This is a genomic window from Streptomyces sp. NPDC007808 (genome assembly GCF_042868655.1).
In the GTDB taxonomy this organism is placed as follows: Bacteria; Actinomycetota; Actinomycetes; order Streptomycetales; family Streptomycetaceae; genus Streptomyces.
This window is the reverse complement of the sequence record NZ_JBIAEQ010000009.1, coordinates 158,266-175,311: the sequence shown is the minus strand read 5'-3', so window position 1 is coordinate 175,311 and position 17,046 is coordinate 158,266. Positions and strand designations below refer to the sequence as shown.

Sequence of the window (17,046 nt, the reverse complement as noted above, 5' to 3'; positions counted from 1 at the left end):
GTGAACGCCGCGCAACCGCCGCGTGGAGGCGCGCGGACGCCTCGGTCAGAAACCGCGCAGGACTACCGCCTTCGTCCTCGCGAACTCCTCGTCCGTGAGTACGCCGTCGCGGTGCAGTTCGCCCAACTCCCTCAGGCGGCGCAGCAGAACGTCGTGGTGGTCGGCCGGGCCCGGGACGGCCGCGGCCGGTCGGCGGCGGCCGTCCCGCGCCTCGGGGCCGCCGGGGCCGGGACGGGTGGAGGGGTGCGGCAGGCGGGCGGTGACCGCGGTGGCGACCAGGGCGGTGAGCAGGTCGCGGCGGGCGCTGCCCCACAGGTCCAGGGCGTACGGGTCCTTCTCCGGCGGCAGTTCCGCGGACGCGGTCTCGCGGGTCACGAAGCGCAGGAAGCCGTCCTCGTGGGAAGTGTTGGGCAGCCACGCGACCTGGACGAGATCGCCCATGGTGATGACACGTGGACCGGTGGCCCGCTTGACCCGGTCGGAGGTCTCGGACCAGTCGATGCGCACCTGGGTGCCGTCGAACGAGACCGTACCGTCGGAGGAGCGCACGGAGACGGGGACCGGCGGGCCGGGGAGCAGGTACGTCCTGGTCGCTTCCTTGGGGATCCGGTCCAGGAGCAGCGCTTGGCGGATCTCCTCGGCGAGGTACTCGGCGACTCCGGCCCGGTCGATGTCCACCGTCAGCCGGTACGGATCCGCCGCGTCGGGGAGGCGGCCTCCGGTGGCCTGGAGGAGCGGGTCGGCGCCCTCCCGCAGCCGCATACGCAGTCGGCCGCGCCTGCGCTCGGGTTCGAAGGCGACGCTGGCCACGGCCTCCAGGGGTACGGCGATCTCCCCGTACGTCTGCCGGAACAGTGGCACGGAGCGGTGGAGTCCCGGCGTGATCCGGACCGTGGTGCCGTCGAAGGCCCAGGTCCCGTCGCGCTGGATGATCTCGGCCATGGGGAAATTCTCGCAGTCGGGTCAACACGGTGGATTTTCCTTCACCCGCGCAGGGTGGGCCTGCCGGGCGCGGAGGGGATGACATGGGGCACAATTCGCTGGCGTCTTGAGGGAGTTGCCGGTGGAGCGGTGACAGCGGGCCGGGGCGGCGGGGCGGCCGCCGCGGTGACCGGTGGCCGGTATCCGAGACGGGCTGTCGATCGTGGGGCCGTACGGGCTATAAGGCCATGAAGCGGTGGGGTCGTGAGGGTCTTCGGGGTGTCGTGTCGTCGGCCCCCGCGGTGTGGAAGTGCAAGGGCTCGAAGGGCGGCAAGCCACGAGGGCCGTGAGGTCATGAGGGTATGAGGTCGCGGGGAAGGCGGGCGTCGGGCGTGGCGGTGCAGGAGGCTGGGCAGGGTGGCACGGCGATGGGCGCGCACGGGGGCGGCTGCACCTGTGGGCACTGTCCGCACGGGGCACGTGCGGGACATCGGCGGGCGGTCGCCGAGTTCCTGCTGAAGCGCGAGGAGTTCGCGGCGGGGCAGGGCCTTCCCGCCGCGGTCGCCCACTCGGCGTCGGCCTCCCGGCAGTGGGTGTCCGAGGAGCTGACGCAGTCGGCGGAGCTGGTCGCCGAGCGAGGGCGGGCCGAGAGCGCGGTGTGGCTGGCGCGGCTGTGGTGGCGTACGGCGTCGGTCGTCTGGTTGCTGGTCGTGGTGCTGCTGCTGGTGCAGGCGCTCACGGCGATCGGGGCGGGGTGGACGCCGGCCCGTACGGCCGGGCTGCTGGCGGCGCTGGTGACGGCCGGCGCGCTGACCGCGGCGTCGTGGTTCCATCGGGCGCGGGGCGGGGTGCTGGCGCCGGTCATCGGTGAGGACAACAGGCTGTCCACCTCGCGTGCGATGGCCGGGGCGTGGGTGCTGTTCCTCGCCTATGCGGTGCTGGTGCTGGTGGCACGGCTGGCCGCGGCGTCCGGGCACGAGGAGCGCGACGCGCTGATCGCCGGGCTTGAACTGGGGCGGGGCGCCGGTGTGGTCACCGTCCTCGCCGTGGTCTGCGCGATCGCCGTCCTGGTGCGGCGGGTGGTCGGGGTGCGCGTGCTCGGGCAGCGTCTGCAGAAGGTGCGCGCGGATCGGCCCCGGGCGGCGGATCTGCTGACGGACGACGCGGGACGGGGCACGTTCTCGGACATCCAGTACGTCGTGATCGGCGGGGTCGGGTTGCTGTTCGCGGCGGTCCGGCTGGGCCGGCGCCCGGATCAGTTGCCGGATCTGCCGTGGGGGCTGGCGGCGGTGGTGCTGATCTCGGCGGCGACGTACCTGGCCGGCAAGTATGCGGAGGGCGGCCGGCCGGTGATCCTCTCGGTGGTGCGGGCGCGGGAGGCGGGGGACCTGGACGCACCCATCCGCACCGGGGACGACATTGAGATCCGGGGCGCCGGGTTCGTGCCGCCCGGGGCGCAGACCGCGGACCGGTTGTCGCGCATGGTGGTGCGGATCGGGGCGGTCCACGTGCATGTGCCGTTGGTGCCGGTGGCCGGAGGCTTCAGCAATCCCACGGACGCGGTGCTGAGGGTGCCGGTGCCGGCGGACGTGGAGCCGGGGCGGGTCGAGGTGCGGGTGGTCACCGCGGCCGGGGTGGAGACGAACGGGTACTCGATCGATGTGACGGAGTGACTGTCGTCCCTTGCCGTCTGCCGTCTGCCGTCTGCCGCCCGACCCCTGTCGCCTGCCCGCCTGTCCCGGCGGCGAGGCCGGCCGGGTGCCCCGCGGTGGCCCGTCTCCGGCGTCCCCTCGGGGTTTCCCCCGGACGGTCCGGGTCGGACAATACGGCTCTGAACTGTTGAGCGGCGCAGTCACTGCGTACGTGTCGTTCTTTTGAGGGGTCACGGCACGGCGGGCGAGAGGCGGCTAAGGGCGATGACTCACCGTATGCATATGGACACGCACATCCCGCCCCTCAACGGCGGCCACGGCTGGCGGGACACCGCCACCCGTTACGCCCTCCTCCCGCTCCGCGTCTTCCTCGGCGTCACCTTCATCTACGCCGGCCTGGACAAAATCACCGACAGCGCCTTCATGAAGGACGCCGGGTCCGGGTCCATCGGCGACATGATGCGTGCCGTCCGTGACTCCTCTGCCATCCCCGCGCTGGTCGACATGGCCCTGAAGAACCCCGTCGCCTTCGGCTACACCATCGCCTTCGGCGAGCTGGCCGTCGGTATCGGCACGCTCATCGGGCTGTTCGCCCGGCTGGCGGCGCTCGGCGGTGCACTCATCTCGCTCAGTCTCTGGCTGACCGTGAGCTGGGCCTCCGATCCGTACTACTACGGCAACGACCTCGCCTACCTGATGGCCTGGCTGCCCCTGGTGCTGGCGGGCGCCCCCATGCTGTCCGTCGATGCCGCACTCCGTTCCCGGCGACGGCAGCGGGCCGGGGGCTACCGCTAGCCCGCGTCGGCCGAACGACCGGTGGCGGGTGGCACGGGGAGCTTCGCCGGTCAACGAGGTACGTCCGGGCGGGGGTCGGTGGGCGGTGCGGCGGGTGTGGGGCCCGGGCCGCGGCGTCTGCGTATCCCCCGGCTCAGGAGCCCGACCGTGCCCGCCAGGAACAGGCCGCCGACCACCAGCGGGATCACCACGAACCACGGGGTCTCCCAGGCGTCGCCCGCGTCGCCGACATAGACGATCCCGGCAAGGGTCAGGAAGGCGCCGGCGACCAGCCTCCCGGGCTGGAACTCATGACGCAGCACGGCTCACCTCCGCCTGTCCGACTCCCACACTGAGATCGAGGTCCAGGGTGCCCGCCTCCTTGGTGCCCGCTGTCGGTGTCAGGGTCAGCTCCTTGCGTTTGCCCGGTGCCACGTCCACGTCCTGTTTGTCGTCGCCCGGCAACTGGATGTCCCCCACCCCCACGTCGACGTTCAGCCTCACGGTCACGCCCTTGGGGACGATCACCTTCAGCCGGCCCACGCCCACGTCGGCCCGCGTGGTGACCGTCCCGTCCTCGGTGAACGGCACCCGGGTCAGATCCAGGGTGCCCACACCGGTGCCCAGCTCGTAGTGCTGGCGGACGTCGGTCACGGCCGCCGGCCGCCAGCTCCGCTCGATCCAGCGGGTGCCGATGTCCCCGGGCAGGGCCGCGGAGGCGGCCAGGAGGCCCGCGGTCATGATCGCCAGAAATATGGAGCCCGCTCCGGTACGGCCCAGGAACGCGCTCACCGCTATGCCCAGGCCGATGACGAGCAGCGCGCAGGCCAGCCCCGTCTGCAGGCTGGCTCCCAGGGAACGGTCCTGCCAGGTCGCGCCCGTGCCGAGGGCGCCCGCCAGCAGGGCCAGCAGGAACACCCATCCGCCGATCCAGCGGGGGCCGCGCGGCTTAGGAGAGGACGGGCGGCGGGTACGCAGCTCCTCGCGGCTGCTCCATGTCCCGCCGAGGCCGATGTTGACCGCGGCCGCGACGTCCCGGTCGCGCGAGTCACGAGGGCCCCACAGATATCCCGTACCACCCTCGTGTGTGCCGTCCTTCACGATCGGGTCCCGCCACCACGAGGGGTAGGCGGCGGGCACCGGCGGCGCCTTGGCCTCCGGTGGGGCGTCGGCGACTGCCTGGGCGGCCAGCGGGTCGGGATCGGGGGTGCCGCGATTGCGCGACCAGTACCCGGCGCCCGCCAGCAGGACGGACAGGACGACGGCGAACGCCAGCACACCGCCGTTGCTCAGCATCGTCAGGAACACGCCGCAGCCGATCAGCGCGAACAGCACGGCCGTCAGCGCCTGGCCGTCCACGCGGCCGGTCAGCAGCTTGCGCACCTCGTTCTCGTCCTCGTCGTCATAAGGGACGAGGAGCCAGGCGAAGCCGTAGAAGATGAGGCCTATGCCGCCGGTCGCGGAGAGCACGGCGAGGGTGATCCGGAAGATCACCGGGTCCATGTCGCACTGCCGTCCGAGGCCCGCGCACACACCGGCCAGCGTCTTGTGCCGCCGGTCGCGGCGGAACCCGTGCGGCGGGTCGGTCGGGCCCGCCCCCGCCGGCGATCCCGCCCCCGCGTCCCGGTGCGCGCCCGGTTCCCCACCCGCGGCGCTCGCGGACGCCGCGCCGGACGGGGTGCCCGCGGTGGGCACGGCGTCCGGCTCGGGCACGGAGTCCGCGGCGGGCTGGTGATCTGTCATGTGTCCATGGTGACGGGCGGGTCGGCTCGACGGGAGTCGGAACGACCCTGGTCGGACCCTGATATCGGCCCTGAGGCAGGTACGGGGGAAGCGTTCGAGCCGACCCGCCGCGAAGATCAGGGGCGTCTAGGGGATCGACCCTGATGCTCCGCTCGGCCGGCCGTGTGAACATCGATGGCATGCCGGAAGCCGCAGCAGCGCCACTCTCCGAACCGCGGCCGCCGCGCAAGCTCTACCGCAGCAGCGACGGACGCTGGCTCGGGGGCGTGGCGCGGGGGCTCGCCGGGCATCTCGGCCTGCCCGTCATCTGGGTGCGCCTGGTGTTCGTGGGCCTGTTCATGGCGGACGGCCTCGGTGCGCTGCTGTACGCCGCGTTCTGGTTCTTCGTGCCGCTCGGCCTCGGCGGTGTCGACGCACACCGGCCGTCCCCCTTCGCCACCGAGACCGCGGCCGACGGCCGCCGCAGACTCGTCGCCCGCAAGCCGGACAGGGGACAGATCGTCGCGCTGCTCCTCATGGTCGTGGTGGCGATGATCTTCGTCGGCAGCGTGGACCTGGGCAACGGCGCCAAGGCGTACCTGCTGCCCGCCGTGCTCGTCGGCGCGGGCGTCGCCCTGGTCTGGCGCCAGGCGGACAACGCCCGCCGGGCCCGCTGGATGGAGGTGGGCCGACGCCGGCGCACCCTCACCCTGCTGCGTGCCGCGGCCGGCGTCGTGCTGGTCACGGCCGGCGTCTCCGGCATCTTCGTCCTGCAGGGCTCCGCCGCCCACCTCGGCTCCGTCCTGCAGGCCGCCCTGGCGGTCCTCGTCGGGATAACGCTCCTCGCGGGCCCGTACCTGGTCCGGATGACCCAGGACCTCTCCGAGGAGCGCCTGATGCGCATCCGCGCCCAGGAGCGCGCCGAGGTCGCCGCGCACGTCCACGACTCGGTCCTGCACACCCTGACCCTGATACAGCGCAACGCGGAGAACGCGAGCGAGGTCCGCCGCCTCGCCCGCGCCCAGGAGCGCGACCTGCGCACCTGGCTGTACAAACCGGAGGGAACCGGCAAGGACGAGGCCGACGAACCCACCGACCTCGCCGACGCGGTCCGGCGCAACGCGGCCGAGGTCGAGGACAAGCACGGCGTCCCCATAGAGGTCGTTGTCGTCGGCGACTGTCCGCTCGACGAGAAGATCGCGGCACAGATGCAGGCCGCGCGCGAGGCGATGGTCAACGCCGCCAAGTACGGTGGCGAGGGCGGCGCCGTGCAGGTCTACGCCGAGGTGGAGGGGAAGACCGTCTTCGTGTCCGTCCGGGACCGCGGTCCGGGCTTCGACCTCGACTCGATACCCGCCGACCGCATGGGTGTCAGAGAATCGATCATCGGCCGCATGGAGCGCAACGGCGGTACGGCCCGGCTCCGGGCGGTACCCGGCGGCGGCACGGAGGTCGAGCTGGAGATGGAGAGGGCGGAGAAGACGTCATGAGCGAGCCGACCGAGGCGAACGAGCCCGTGGAGTCGACCGGCAAGAGCACGGGCGACCGGCATGTGCGCGTGGTCCTCGTCGACGACCACCGCATGTTCCGTACGGGCGTCCAGGCCGAGATCGGCCGGACCGAGCAGACCGGCGTCGAGGTCGTCGGCGAGGCCGCGGACGTGGACCAGGCGGTCACGGTCATCACCGCGACCCGGCCCGAAGTGGTCCTCCTCGACGTGCACCTGCCCGGGGGCGGCGGGGTCGAAGTGCTGCGCCGTTGTGCCCCGTTGATGGCGGACACCGAGCAGCCGGTCCGCTTTCTCGCGCTGTCGGTCTCGGACGCGGCCGAGGATGTCATCGGCGTGATCCGCGGCGGCGCCCGCGGCTACGTGACGAAGACGATCACCGGCACCGACCTGATCGACTCCATCTTCCGCGTCCAGGAGGGCGACGCGGTGTTCTCGCCGCGCCTCGCCGGGTTCGTCCTGGACGCGTTCGCGTCGACGGACGCGCCGCCGGTCGACGAGGACCTCGACCGGCTCACCCAGCGCGAGCGCGAGGTGCTGCGCCTGATCGCCCGTGGCTATGCCTACAAGGAGATCGCCAAGCAACTGTTCATCTCCGTCAAGACCGTCGAGTCGCATGTCTCGGCGGTTCTACGGAAGCTCCAGTTGTCCAACCGGCACGAGCTGACGCGCTGGGCGACGGCGCGACGCCTGGTCTGAGCCCGTCCCGTCCCGGGGTCCGGCCCGGTTCACTCCTCACGCCACCCGCGTGGCCCCGGCGAACGGCATCTCGTCGAGGGGGGCGACCCGGACCGGTGCCGAGGGGTTGGGGGCGTGGATCATCTGGCCGTTGCCGATGTAGAGGCCGACGTGGCTGATGCCGGAGTAGAAGAACACCAGGTCGCCCGGGAGCAGTTCGGAGCGCGTTACGCGGCGGCCGGCGTCGATCTGGGAGTAGGTCGTGCGGGGCAGAGAGACTCCCGCCGAGCGGTAGGCGGCCTGGGTGAGGCCGGAGCAGTCGAAGGCGTCCGGACCGGTCGCGCCCCAGACATAGGGGCTGCCGAGCTTGGAGTAGGCGTACGAAATGGCGGCGGCGGCGCGTGCGTTGGGGGCCTGGGTCGTGGCGGAGCCGGAGGGTGCGAGGGCTTCGCGGGCGGCGAAGGAGCGGGCGGCACGGTCCGTTCCACTGCCCCGTAGCTGGGCGCGCTCTTCGGCGGTCAGCCGGGCGAGCAGGTCCCGGGCCGTGGCCAGCTTGCCGGTGATCGTGTTCTTGTGCCGTCGCAGTTCGGCCTGGCGGGACTTGAGCGAGGTCAGTTCGACGCGTGCCGCCCCGCGCAGTTGCTCGATCTCCCGGAGCTGGTTGCGGACGCTGGCGACGGAGGTCGCCTGCCGGTTGCCGGCGCGTTCGGCGAACTCCGCCGAGTCCAGGTAGCGGTCGGGGTCGTCGGAGAGGGCGAGCTGGAGGGCGGGATCGAGGCCGCCGTCGCGGTACTGGGCCGCGGCCATGGAACCCAGGGCGTCCCGAGCCGAGTTGAGCTTCACGGTTCGGCGGGCGGCCTCGTCCTGCAGGGTCCTGATCCGCCGCTGAGCCGTGTCCGCCTGCTCCTTCGCGCCGTTGTACTTCTCGGTGGCGACCTCCGCCTCCTGGTACAGCTTCTCCACCTTCGCCTCGACCTGCTCCGGTGTCGGTCGTGGCTCCGCGTGTCCGGTTCCGTCGAAGCCCGTCGCCGTCGCCGCGCCCGCCAGGGCGATCGTCCATGCCGTGCGGGCCGTACTGCCGCCGACCGAGCGCTGACGGGGCTTTCGGTGCGCTGCCACGTGGACTGCACGTCCTTTCGTACGACCGCCTCGTCCCGTGCGTCCGCCCGGGAGGCGGACGTTTTACGCCCCGGGCGGAGCGGTGGACGCACGAGCGCCTGGGGAGCGGACGTACGGCCGCCGGGGGCGGGACACGCGTCCGGCGACGGCCCACACAGGGGGAGCGAGCCGCCGCCGGACTTTCTCGGCGGTGGTGTCCGACTGCCGCCCCTGGCCCGGGCGGCGGTGGGGAGCCGGTCACCTGGTGAAGGACGCTAAACCTCACTGTGACGGTTCGGTAACGCGTTGTACGGAAGTGCCGTGGAGTGGACCGGCGGTGACCGTAAGTGAACTTGATTCCGGGGCGGCGGCGTCGGGTTCGCACGGGGTGCTGACCGATCTGGCGGTTCCGGGAACGGTGGGGATGGTGGGGTGCTATGGGGCGCATATATGCGCGCTCCAGGAGGCGGGGAGCGGGGGGCGGAGGGTGTGGGGGCCGCTCGGGGGTGACGGTGAGTGAGGGTGGACGCGTCAGGTCGGATGAGCGAGGGCGGAAGAGGGAGTGGGGCGGTGTGGGGTGGTTTCGCGGCGCTGATTAGGCTCCGGCTCCATGGACGTACTCATCCACCTCTTCGTCGGCCTGCACATCATCGGTATCGCCGCGCTGCTCGGTGGTTTCCTCACCCAGATGAAGGCGATGGGCCAGGGTGCCGCCCGGTTCGTGCCCGCGATGCTGCACGGTGCGCTGACCATGCTGGTCACCGGGGTGATTCTCGTCGGCCTCAATCAGGCGGACGACCAGTCGGTCGACAACATCAAGATCGGCGTGAAGCTGGCGCTGCTGATCGTGATCCTCGGGCTGGTCTATGTGAAGCGGGACGAGGAGAAGGTCGACAAAAGCCTGTTCGCACTGGTGGGGCTGCTGACCGTGGCGAACGTCTTCATCGCCGTTCTGTGGACATGACCTCGGCGTAGGACCGCACCGCGCCCGCGGCGACCGCCGGCCACGCCGCCACGGCGATCCACGGCAGGACCTGGCCGGCGCCTTGAGCCGCGGGACCTCACGGCGGCGCCCACGGGGGCGGCTGCGGAGAGGGCCGGCGGCGCCCTCGCCCTCTCCGCGCGTGGCCGGCGTCAGGCGGGGCGGACCACGCTGTGGATCGACGACTCGCCGTCGTAGTAGATCGACTCTTCGCGCACGTACGTGCCGGGCTTGGGGGCGTGGATCATCATGCCGTTGCCGATGTAGATGCCCACGTGGGTGACGTCGTCGTAGAAGAAGACCAGGTCGCCGGGCTGTGCGCTGGAGAGGGGGACCGTGGTGCCGGCGTCGACCTGGTCGTAGGTGACGCGCGGGATGTCCACGCCCGCGGCCTTCCAGGCGGCCTGGGTGAGGCCGGAGCAGTCGTAGGAGTCGGGGCCGGTGGCGCCCCAGACGTACGGCTTGCCTATCTGGGCGCGGGCGAAGGCCAGGGCTTTCTCGGCCTTGGTGGCGTACGAGGAGTCGGGCGCCGGTGCCTCCGAGACGCCCGACTCCGCCGACTCGCTGTCCTGCTGGGCGGCCTCCTGCTGCTGGGCGGCCTCCTGGCGCCGGCGTTCGGCCTCCGCCTGCTGACGGGCCAGTTCCGCGGCCTCGCGCGCCGCCTCCTCCTGCTTGCGCTTCTCGATCGCGGCGAGGCGGGCCTTCTCCTCGGCCGTCAGTTGGGAGAGGAGTTCGCGCGCGTCGGAGAGCTTCCGCTGGACGGTGGTCTTGGCGGCCTGCAGGTCGTTCTGCGACTCGGTGAGCGTCTCAAGGCTCCGGGTGGCCTCCCGGCGCTTCTTCATCGTCGCCGACTGCTGGGTGAAGTACTCGTCGACCGCCTCCTTCTGGCGGCCGGTCATACGGTCCATCAGCTGGGACTGGTCGAAGTAGTCCTGCGGGGTGTCCGCCAGGAGGAAGGTCGCCGTGTCGGGGGCGGCGGCTCCGGTGCGGTACTGGGCGGCTGCATTGCGTCCCAGTTCCTCGCGAGCCTCGTTGAGCTTCTGGGTGCGCTTGGCGACGTCGTCCAGGAGGGTGCTGACGCGCTTGCGCTGCTTGGCGGTCTTCTCCTTGGCCGCGTTGTACTTCTCGGTGGCCGACTCCGCCTGGCGGTAGAGGTCGTCGACCTTCTTCTCGACCTCTTCGAGGCTCGGCCTGTCGTCCGTCGAGGGGCTCGCGTTGGCCGACTGGGACAGCAGGGCGACGGAGGTGAGGGCCGCCGTGGCGAGGGCGGGGGTCCGTATGCCTGCTACGCGCGTACCAGCGGGACGCGACTTGCGGTGCGACGCCAAGGGAGGCGACTCCTTCCACGTTCCGCCTACCGAGTTAGCTGTCGGGTTCGGGCGGGTGGTTCGGAAGGGTTGCCCTACGGCCTTCCCTGGACGGGATGTGGCCGATTCACCCCAATTTAGGTGGGTCCCCGGCTCCGGTTGCGCGGTGGCACACCGGACTCGACGGAGGCCGCGCGGCCCGGCGACGTTCGCCGGAGGGGGTCGTACGGCCTGCCGGGCACGGTAGCCAACTCATGTGGCCCCTGTGAAGGTTGATGTTCGATATGCCCGATACATTTTCGTGACCTTGAGTCAGGTCGTCGTGGTCGAGGGGTGATCGGGGGGTGGTTGAGGGGAGTTGCGAGGGTTCGAGGGGAGGAGTGATGTCTGTCCCGTTGTGGTCGTGTCCTCCGTCGTGGCTTCCCGCCGTCTTCCCGGTTCTCGGCCGGCCCTCGGCCGGCCCTCGGTCCTCCCTCGGCCCTCTTCCGGCTCTCTTCGGTCGTCTTCAGGTCGTTTTCCGGGTCCTCTCCGTGGCCGTCTCGGGTGATCGCCTCCCCGTCCCCCGGAGTCTCCTCCGGGGGGCCTCGCCGTGGTCGGGTAGCTCGATCGTGTGATCGTCGGCTGTGGATTCGGGTGGCCGGTGATGGTTTGAGGAGCGTGACCGCTTACGGCGAGTGGTTGCGATGGTCACAGAACGTGGCGGAGTGGTAGTGGCGAGTGCCCTGAGTGCGGGCCTGGGAAGGCTGGGGGTGCGGAATCCGGCGATGTTCTAAGGGCGGGGGCGGGCTGTCAGTGGGGCGCCCTAGACTCGGAGAGCGATGAGCAGCCTCTTTGACGACAGCTTCCTGGCGGACCTCCAGGCCCCGCGGGCCCATGAGGAAGAACACCCGCCACCGCCCGAGGACGATCATGCTCCGGAGCCCGTTCCGGACGATCTGTTCGGCGGGAAGTTCGACGTGCCGCCGGACCGGGACGCCTACTACCGCGACGGCGCCCCACGCCCGGCGCTCGACGCGGCCGCGCTCCTGGACGGGCTGAACGAGAACCAGCGTGCCGCCGTCGTCCACTCCGACACCCCGCTGCTCATCGTGGCCGGTGCCGGCTCCGGCAAGACCCGGGTGCTCACCCACCGCATCGCCCATCTGCTGGCCGAGCGGAATGTGCATCCGGGGCAGATTCTCGCGATCACCTTCACCAACAAGGCCGCGGGCGAGATGAAGGAGCGCGTCGAGCAGCTCGTCGGCCCACGGGCGAACGCGATGTGGGTGATGACCTTCCACAGCGCGTGCGTGCGCATCCTGCGGCGAGAGAGCAAGAAGCTCGGGTTCACCTCGTCCTTCTCGATCTACGACGCCGCCGACAGCAAGCGGCTGATGGCGCTCGTCTGCCGGGATCTGGATCTCGATCCCAAGCGGTTCCCGCCCAAGTCCTTCAGCGCCAAGATCAGCAATCTGAAGAACGAGCTGATCGACGAGGAGGACTTCGCCGCGCAGGCCACCGACGGCTTCGAGAAGACCCTCGCCCAGGCCTACGCCCTCTACCAGTCGCGACTGCGCGAGGCGAACGCCCTCGACTTCGACGACCTGATCATGACGACGGTCAACCTGCTGCGCGCCTTCCCGGACGTCGCCGAGCACTACCGCCGCCGCTTCCGGCACGTCCTCGTCGACGAGTACCAGGACACCAACCACGCCCAGTACGCCCTCGTGCGCGAACTCGTCGGCACCCGCGAACACCCCGTCGACGTGCCGCCCAGCGAGTTCGACATCCCGCCCGCCGAGCTGTGCGTGGTGGGCGACGCCGACCAGTCGATCTACGCCTTCCGAGGCGCGTCGATCCGCAACATCCTCCAGTTCGAGGAGGACTACCCGGACGCGACGACCATCCTGCTCGAACAGAACTACCGGTCGACGCAGACGATCCTCAGCGCCGCCAACGCGGTCATCGAGCGCAACGAATCCCGCCGCCCGAAGAACCTGTGGACCAACGCGGGCGCGGGCGCGCGCATCACCGGCTATGTCGCGGACACCGAGCACGACGAGGCGCAGTTCGTCGCCGAAGAGATAGACCGACTGACGGACGCGGGCCAGGCGAAGGCCGGTGACGTCGCCGTCTTCTACCGGACGAACGCCCAGTCCCGTGTCTTCGAAGAGGTCTTCATCCGGGTGGGCCTGCCCTACAAGGTCGTCGGCGGTGTGCGGTTCTACGAGCGCAAGGAGGTCCGGGACGTCCTGGCCTACCTGCGGGTGCTGGCCAACCCCGAGGACTCCGTGCCGCTGCGACGGATCCTGAACGTGCCCAAGCGGGGCATCGGCGACCGCGCCGAGGCGATGATCGACGCCCTCGCCCAGCGGGAGAAGATCAGCTTCCCGCAGGCGCTGCGGCGCGTGGACGAGGCGTACGGCATGGCCGCCCGGTCGACCAACGCCGTCAAGCGGTTCAACACGCTGATGGAGGAGCTCCGTACGATCGTCGAATCCGGCGCGGGACCGGCGACCGTCCTGGAGGCGGTTCTCGAACGAACCGGCTACCTCGCCGAGTTGCAGGCCTCGACCGACCCGCAGGACGAGACCCGTATCGAGAACCTCCAGGAACTCGCCGCCGTGGCCCTGGAGTTCGAGCAGGAGACGGGTGAGGGCGAGACCTCCGGCGGCCTGGCGGACTTCCTGGAGCGGGTCGCGCTCGTCGCCGACTCCGACCAGATCCCGGACGAGGAGGAGGACGGCTCCGGCGTCATCACCCTGATGACCCTGCACACCGCCAAGGGCCTGGAGTTCCCGGTCGTCTTCCTCACCGGCATGGAGGACGGCGTCTTCCCGCACATGCGTGCCCTCGGCCAGACCAAGGAGCTGGAGGAGGAGCGGCGCCTCGCCTACGTCGGCATCACGCGCGCGCGTGAGCGGCTCTACCTGACCCGCTCGTCGATGCGCAGTGCGTGGGGGCAGCCGTCGTACAACCCGCCCTCCCGCTTCCTGGAGGAGATCCCGTCGGCGCACGTGGACTGGAAGCGGACGGGGGCGAGCGCGCCCCTGTCCTCCGGTCCCGCGGCCGGCGTGGCCGCCTCGCTGTCGTCGTCCCGCTCGCGCTCCTCGGCGTCGGGCGCATCGGGCTTCGCCACGCGACGCACCTCGGAGAAGCCGGTCGTCCAGCTGGCGGTCGGTGACCGGGTCACCCACGACCAGTTCGGTCTCGGCACCGTGACGGGCGTCAAGGGCACGGGGGCGAACGCCGAGGCGACGATCGACTTCGGGGACACCAAGCCGAAGCGGCTGCTGCTGCGGTACGCGCCGGTGGAGAAGCTGTAGCCCGCGGACACGTGTGCGCCCCCGCCGTGGAGCGGGGGCGCACAGGCAAGTCAGGGCTGCGGGCGCCTCTTACGTGGGGTCGACCCCGTGGCTGCGCAGCCAGGACAGCGGGTCTATGGCCGAGCCGCCTCCGGGACGCACCTCGAAGTGCAGATGCGGGCCGGTGGAGTTGCCGGAGTTGCCGGAGTACGCGATGGGGTCGCCGGCCTTGACCGTCGTACCGGAGGCGACACGGTAGCTGGAGAGGTGGCAGTACCACGTCTCCGTGCCGTCCTTCGCGGTCACGATCATCATGTTTCCGTAGGCGCTGTTCCACTGCGTGCGGACGGTGCCGTCGGTCGCGGCCATGACGGTCGTGCCGTAGGAGACGGGGAAGTCGATGCCGGTGTGCAGGGACATCCAGTTGATGCCGGACTGGCCGTAGTAGGCGCTGAGTCCGTGCTGCGCGACCGGGAGGGCGAACTTCGGGCGCAGCCGCTCCTTGCGGGCCGCTTCCTCGGCGGCCTTCCGCTTCTCCGCCTCCTGCTGGGCCTTGAGGTCGATCCGCTCCTGCGTACGGCTGACCCGGTCGCCGAAGTCGTCGGCGCCGGCGGCGAGGGTCTCCAGCTGGGCGTCCAGCTTGTTGTTCGCGGTGGACGGCTTCACGGCCTCGCCGTCCGAAGCGGTCGTCACCGTTCCCTGGTCCTCCGTCAGGGTGCCGACGGAGGCGGCCGCGATGCCCGCGACACCCATCACACACGCCGACGGTACGGCGATGGTCAGCAGCGCGGAGCGCTTGGGCGGCGTACGGCGGCGGGAACGCGCCCCGCTGCGGGACGCGGCGCGGGGGGAGGGAGCCGGAGCGGCCTCCTCCTGGTCGTCGAGGAGCGGTGCCACCTCGGGGAGTTGACCGGTGGAGGTCAGCTCGGTGTCGTCGTGGGCGGGGTCGTCGTAGCCGGGCTGCTCGATCTGCTCGAAGTGGGCCGTGGCCTGCTGATCGAAGGATTCTGCTGACTGCTCGTACTCGCCGCCCGGCTGCGCGGTGGTGTCGGTGCCGCCGTCGGAGTTCCACTGCGTGGCGTCGTACGTCCCCGTCTCGAAGTTCTGCGTGCCCCATTCCCAGTGCTGGGTCTGGTCCGCCGGGGCGCCGGACTGGTCGGGCTGGAGCCAGGCGCTCGCGTCCCACTGGCCCGACATGTCGTGACCGGTGGCCTGCTGCGGCACGAACGACAGCTGCTGATGGCCGGTCGTCCACGCGGTGGTGTCGTACGCGCCGGTGTCGTAGGCGGCGTGGTGCTGGGCCGCGTAGGCGTCGTAGTTCACGGTCTGCTGGCTGCCCGTGGACCACTGCGTCGCGTCGTGCGCGCCCGTGTTCTCGCCGGGGAGGCTGCCGAACAGGGGGTCCGCGTCGAAGGTGGTGGTGTGGCCGGCGGAGTCGAAATGGGTGGCGTCGTAGGCACCGTACGTGGTGGAGTCACCGTAGTGGGCCTCCTGGGCGCCGTACGACGCGTAGTGCGCCGGGGCGGCATCGGAAGCCGGGGTCGGGGAGGTCATTGTCCCCGACGGGTGACGATCGTTCACCAACTTCTCTCTCGCCTCGACAACAGGGGCTGCCAGAGCAGTGCGGCGACTGTACCCGGCGGTACGCGGGCACGACAATCTTCGGCAGGTTTCACGCGCGCAGGAAACGGGCATTCGGCCGTGTTTTGGCGGACTGCGGGCGCGAGTTTGGCCTTGTGTTCGAAGATTGTTCGACGTTGCTCGGCTGTCCGGCGGCTGTGCGGCGAGTCGGAGTCGGGTGGGGAGGCCTGCTCGGGCGGCCGTCCGCGGTCGAGGGGGACGGGTCGGTCACGCCACGGTCAGACCGCCGGCCTCCCGGTCCGTTTCGGCTCCCGCTCCGGCGGTGTCAAGGGCCTGCCGTATCCCGGTCGCCACTGCGGGGTGCACCGGCAGGGCGAGATGGCCGATGCCGCTCACACGGATGTTCTGGGCCAGCAGGTCGGGGTGGTCGATGCAGGCCGTCTCGAGCGGGACCATCAGATGGTCGAGGTCGCTCCAGAAGCTCACGAAGCGGGTGCGGCAACCGGGCGCCGGGCCGGCCAGCTCCTCGAGGATCGGTGATCCGGGGCGCATCTGACGGACGATCGGGTGCGCGTTGGCCAGCGGGACGACCCGGGTGCCGGAGTGCGGGGTGCCGAGCGTGACGAGCGTGCGGACCCTGAGGTCACCGCCCAGGCACTGGACGTAGTAGCGGGCTATCAGCCCGCCGAGGCTGTGCCCGACCATGTCGACCTGGCGGCTTCCGGTGCGCTCGCAGATCTCCTCTATGTGGCGGCCGAGCAACTCGGCGGCGGCGCGTATGTCACACGTCAGGGGCGAGTAGTTGAGGGACTCGACCTGGTGCCTGCCGTGCTGGGCGAGGCTGCGCCGCAGCAGGACGAAGACCGAGCGGTTGTCGATGAAGCCGTGCAGCAGGACGACGGGGGGCCGGGCCTCCGCGGGCAGGTGTGTGGTGCCTTCCGTGGGGAGGGCGGGTGCGGCCCGGCGCTCCTGCGTGATGCCGGACGGGTACAGGAGCAGATGCCCGGCGAGGATCGCGATCTCCAGGGCGGTCGCCTTCAGCAGGGCTACGGAGAGGCCGGCCAGCCTGCTCGGGAGCAGGCGCCGACAGACGGGAAGAAAGGGGAAGACTGCCCCGGTGACCTTCATGGCCGACCTCCTTGCGGCACGCAGGAGGACGACTCCGACCCCCGTGTGCCCTCGTGGAAGTCGCTGCGGAGGTGATCGGCGAGGGTACGGAGAGCGCGTGGGGCAGGCGAGGCGTGTGGCGTCGTGAGCCGGCCCTGGTGGCCGTGGTGCGTCGATCGCCTGACGGGGTGCCCTGCCGGTGTCGGCGACGAGGCTCCCCGCTGTCGTGCCTGACCTGCCCTGCGTGCCCTTCGTGCCACCGTCGACGCGCCGCACCGTCACGGCGCGCGGCCCGCGGCGCGGTGGTGCGGCGACCTCGTTGCGGCTCCCGTTGCGCGTGGTCCCGCTGCGACGCGCGTGCCGCGGACTGCTGCGGCCCGTGTGCCGCAAAGATGTGGAACGGTGCGCGGCGAACGTGTCCCACCGTGTGATT

At 71.1% G+C, this 17,046-nt stretch carries 13 protein-coding genes and 1 riboswitch; of the genes, 6 read left to right on the top strand and 7 right to left on the bottom strand.

Going from position 1 to position 17,046, the window contains the following annotated elements; all coding sequences use genetic code 11:
- Positions 1–45 precede the first annotated feature (45 nt).
- Complete coding sequence (locus tag ACFYNL_RS31750; RefSeq protein ID WP_388809462.1) at positions 46–942, bottom strand: DUF4429 domain-containing protein; 897 nt, start codon at positions 940–942, stop codon at positions 46–48.
- Positions 943–1,313: 371 nt separating this feature from the next.
- On the opposite strand from ACFYNL_RS31750, the gene ACFYNL_RS31745 reads away from it, so the two are divergent.
- Together ACFYNL_RS31745 and ACFYNL_RS31740 are read left to right on the top strand one after the other, a co-directional pair.
- On the top strand, positions 1,314–2,594 hold the full coding sequence (locus ACFYNL_RS31745; RefSeq protein WP_388809460.1) for a hypothetical protein: 1,281 nt from the start codon (positions 1,314–1,316) through the stop codon (positions 2,592–2,594).
- Between the two features lie 243 nt (positions 2,595–2,837).
- The gene (locus ACFYNL_RS31740) at positions 2,838–3,368 is read left to right on the top strand and encodes a DoxX family protein (RefSeq protein ID WP_388809457.1); all 531 of its coding nucleotides are present in this window, start codon (positions 2,838–2,840) and stop codon (positions 3,366–3,368) included.
- A 50-nt stretch (positions 3,369–3,418) separates the two neighbouring features.
- On the opposite strand, the gene ACFYNL_RS31735 is transcribed toward ACFYNL_RS31740, so the two are convergent.
- Both ACFYNL_RS31735 and ACFYNL_RS31730 read right to left on the bottom strand, forming a co-directional pair.
- Positions 3,419–3,670, bottom strand: a complete 252-nt coding sequence (locus ACFYNL_RS31735) for a hypothetical protein (protein ID WP_388809455.1) — start codon at positions 3,668–3,670, stop codon at positions 3,419–3,421.
- On the bottom strand, positions 3,657–5,090 hold the full coding sequence (locus ACFYNL_RS31730; protein ID WP_388809452.1) for a PspC domain-containing protein: 1,434 nt from the start codon (positions 5,088–5,090) through the stop codon (positions 3,657–3,659). The genes ACFYNL_RS31735 and ACFYNL_RS31730 overlap by 14 nt, the downstream gene beginning before the upstream one ends.
- A gap of 143 nt (positions 5,091–5,233) precedes the next feature.
- On the opposite strand from ACFYNL_RS31730, the gene ACFYNL_RS31725 reads away from it, so the two are divergent.
- Positions 5,234–6,559, top strand: a complete 1,326-nt coding sequence (locus ACFYNL_RS31725; RefSeq protein ID WP_388809450.1) for a PspC domain-containing protein — start codon at positions 5,234–5,236, stop codon at positions 6,557–6,559.
- Entirely contained in the window at positions 6,556–7,275 is a 720-nt protein-coding gene (locus ACFYNL_RS31720) for a LuxR C-terminal-related transcriptional regulator (RefSeq protein WP_388809447.1), read from the top strand. Before ACFYNL_RS31725 ends, ACFYNL_RS31720 begins: the two co-directional genes overlap by 4 nt.
- Before the next feature lie 36 nt (positions 7,276–7,311).
- Here the strand turns inward: ACFYNL_RS31720 and ACFYNL_RS31715 are convergent, their stop codons facing one another.
- Positions 7,312–8,373, bottom strand: coding sequence for an NlpC/P60 family protein (locus ACFYNL_RS31715; protein WP_388809444.1), 1,062 nt, complete (start codon positions 8,371–8,373; stop codon positions 7,312–7,314).
- Positions 8,374–8,962: 589 nt separating this feature from the next.
- Between ACFYNL_RS31715 and ACFYNL_RS31710 the strand changes: the two genes are divergently transcribed.
- Positions 8,963–9,316 (top strand): hypothetical protein, encoded by a 354-nt coding sequence (locus tag ACFYNL_RS31710; protein ID WP_388809442.1) that lies wholly within the window; start codon positions 8,963–8,965, stop codon positions 9,314–9,316.
- 170 nt (positions 9,317–9,486) lie between these two features.
- Here the strand turns inward: ACFYNL_RS31710 and ACFYNL_RS31705 are convergent, their stop codons facing one another.
- Positions 9,487–10,662: an NlpC/P60 family protein gene (locus tag ACFYNL_RS31705; protein ID WP_388809439.1), complete on the bottom strand. Its 1,176-nt coding sequence runs from the start codon at positions 10,660–10,662 to the stop codon at positions 9,487–9,489.
- Between the two features lie 7 nt (positions 10,663–10,669).
- Positions 10,670–10,837, bottom strand: a riboswitch (cyclic di-AMP (ydaO/yuaA leader).
- A 622-nt stretch (positions 10,838–11,459) separates the two neighbouring features.
- Between ACFYNL_RS31705 and pcrA the strand changes: the two genes are divergently transcribed.
- The gene (pcrA, locus tag ACFYNL_RS31700) at positions 11,460–13,946 is read left to right on the top strand and encodes a DNA helicase PcrA (RefSeq protein ID WP_388809437.1); all 2,487 of its coding nucleotides are present in this window, start codon (positions 11,460–11,462) and stop codon (positions 13,944–13,946) included.
- A gap of 69 nt (positions 13,947–14,015) precedes the next feature.
- On the opposite strand, the gene ACFYNL_RS31695 is transcribed toward pcrA, so the two are convergent.
- Positions 14,016–15,479, bottom strand: a complete 1,464-nt coding sequence (locus ACFYNL_RS31695) for a M23 family metallopeptidase (RefSeq protein WP_388809435.1) — start codon at positions 15,477–15,479, stop codon at positions 14,016–14,018.
- Positions 15,480–15,773: 294 nt separating this feature from the next.
- The gene (locus ACFYNL_RS31690; RefSeq protein ID WP_388809434.1) at positions 15,774–16,634 is read right to left on the bottom strand and encodes an esterase/lipase family protein; all 861 of its coding nucleotides are present in this window, start codon (positions 16,632–16,634) and stop codon (positions 15,774–15,776) included.
- Positions 16,635–17,046: the final 412 nt, after the last annotated feature.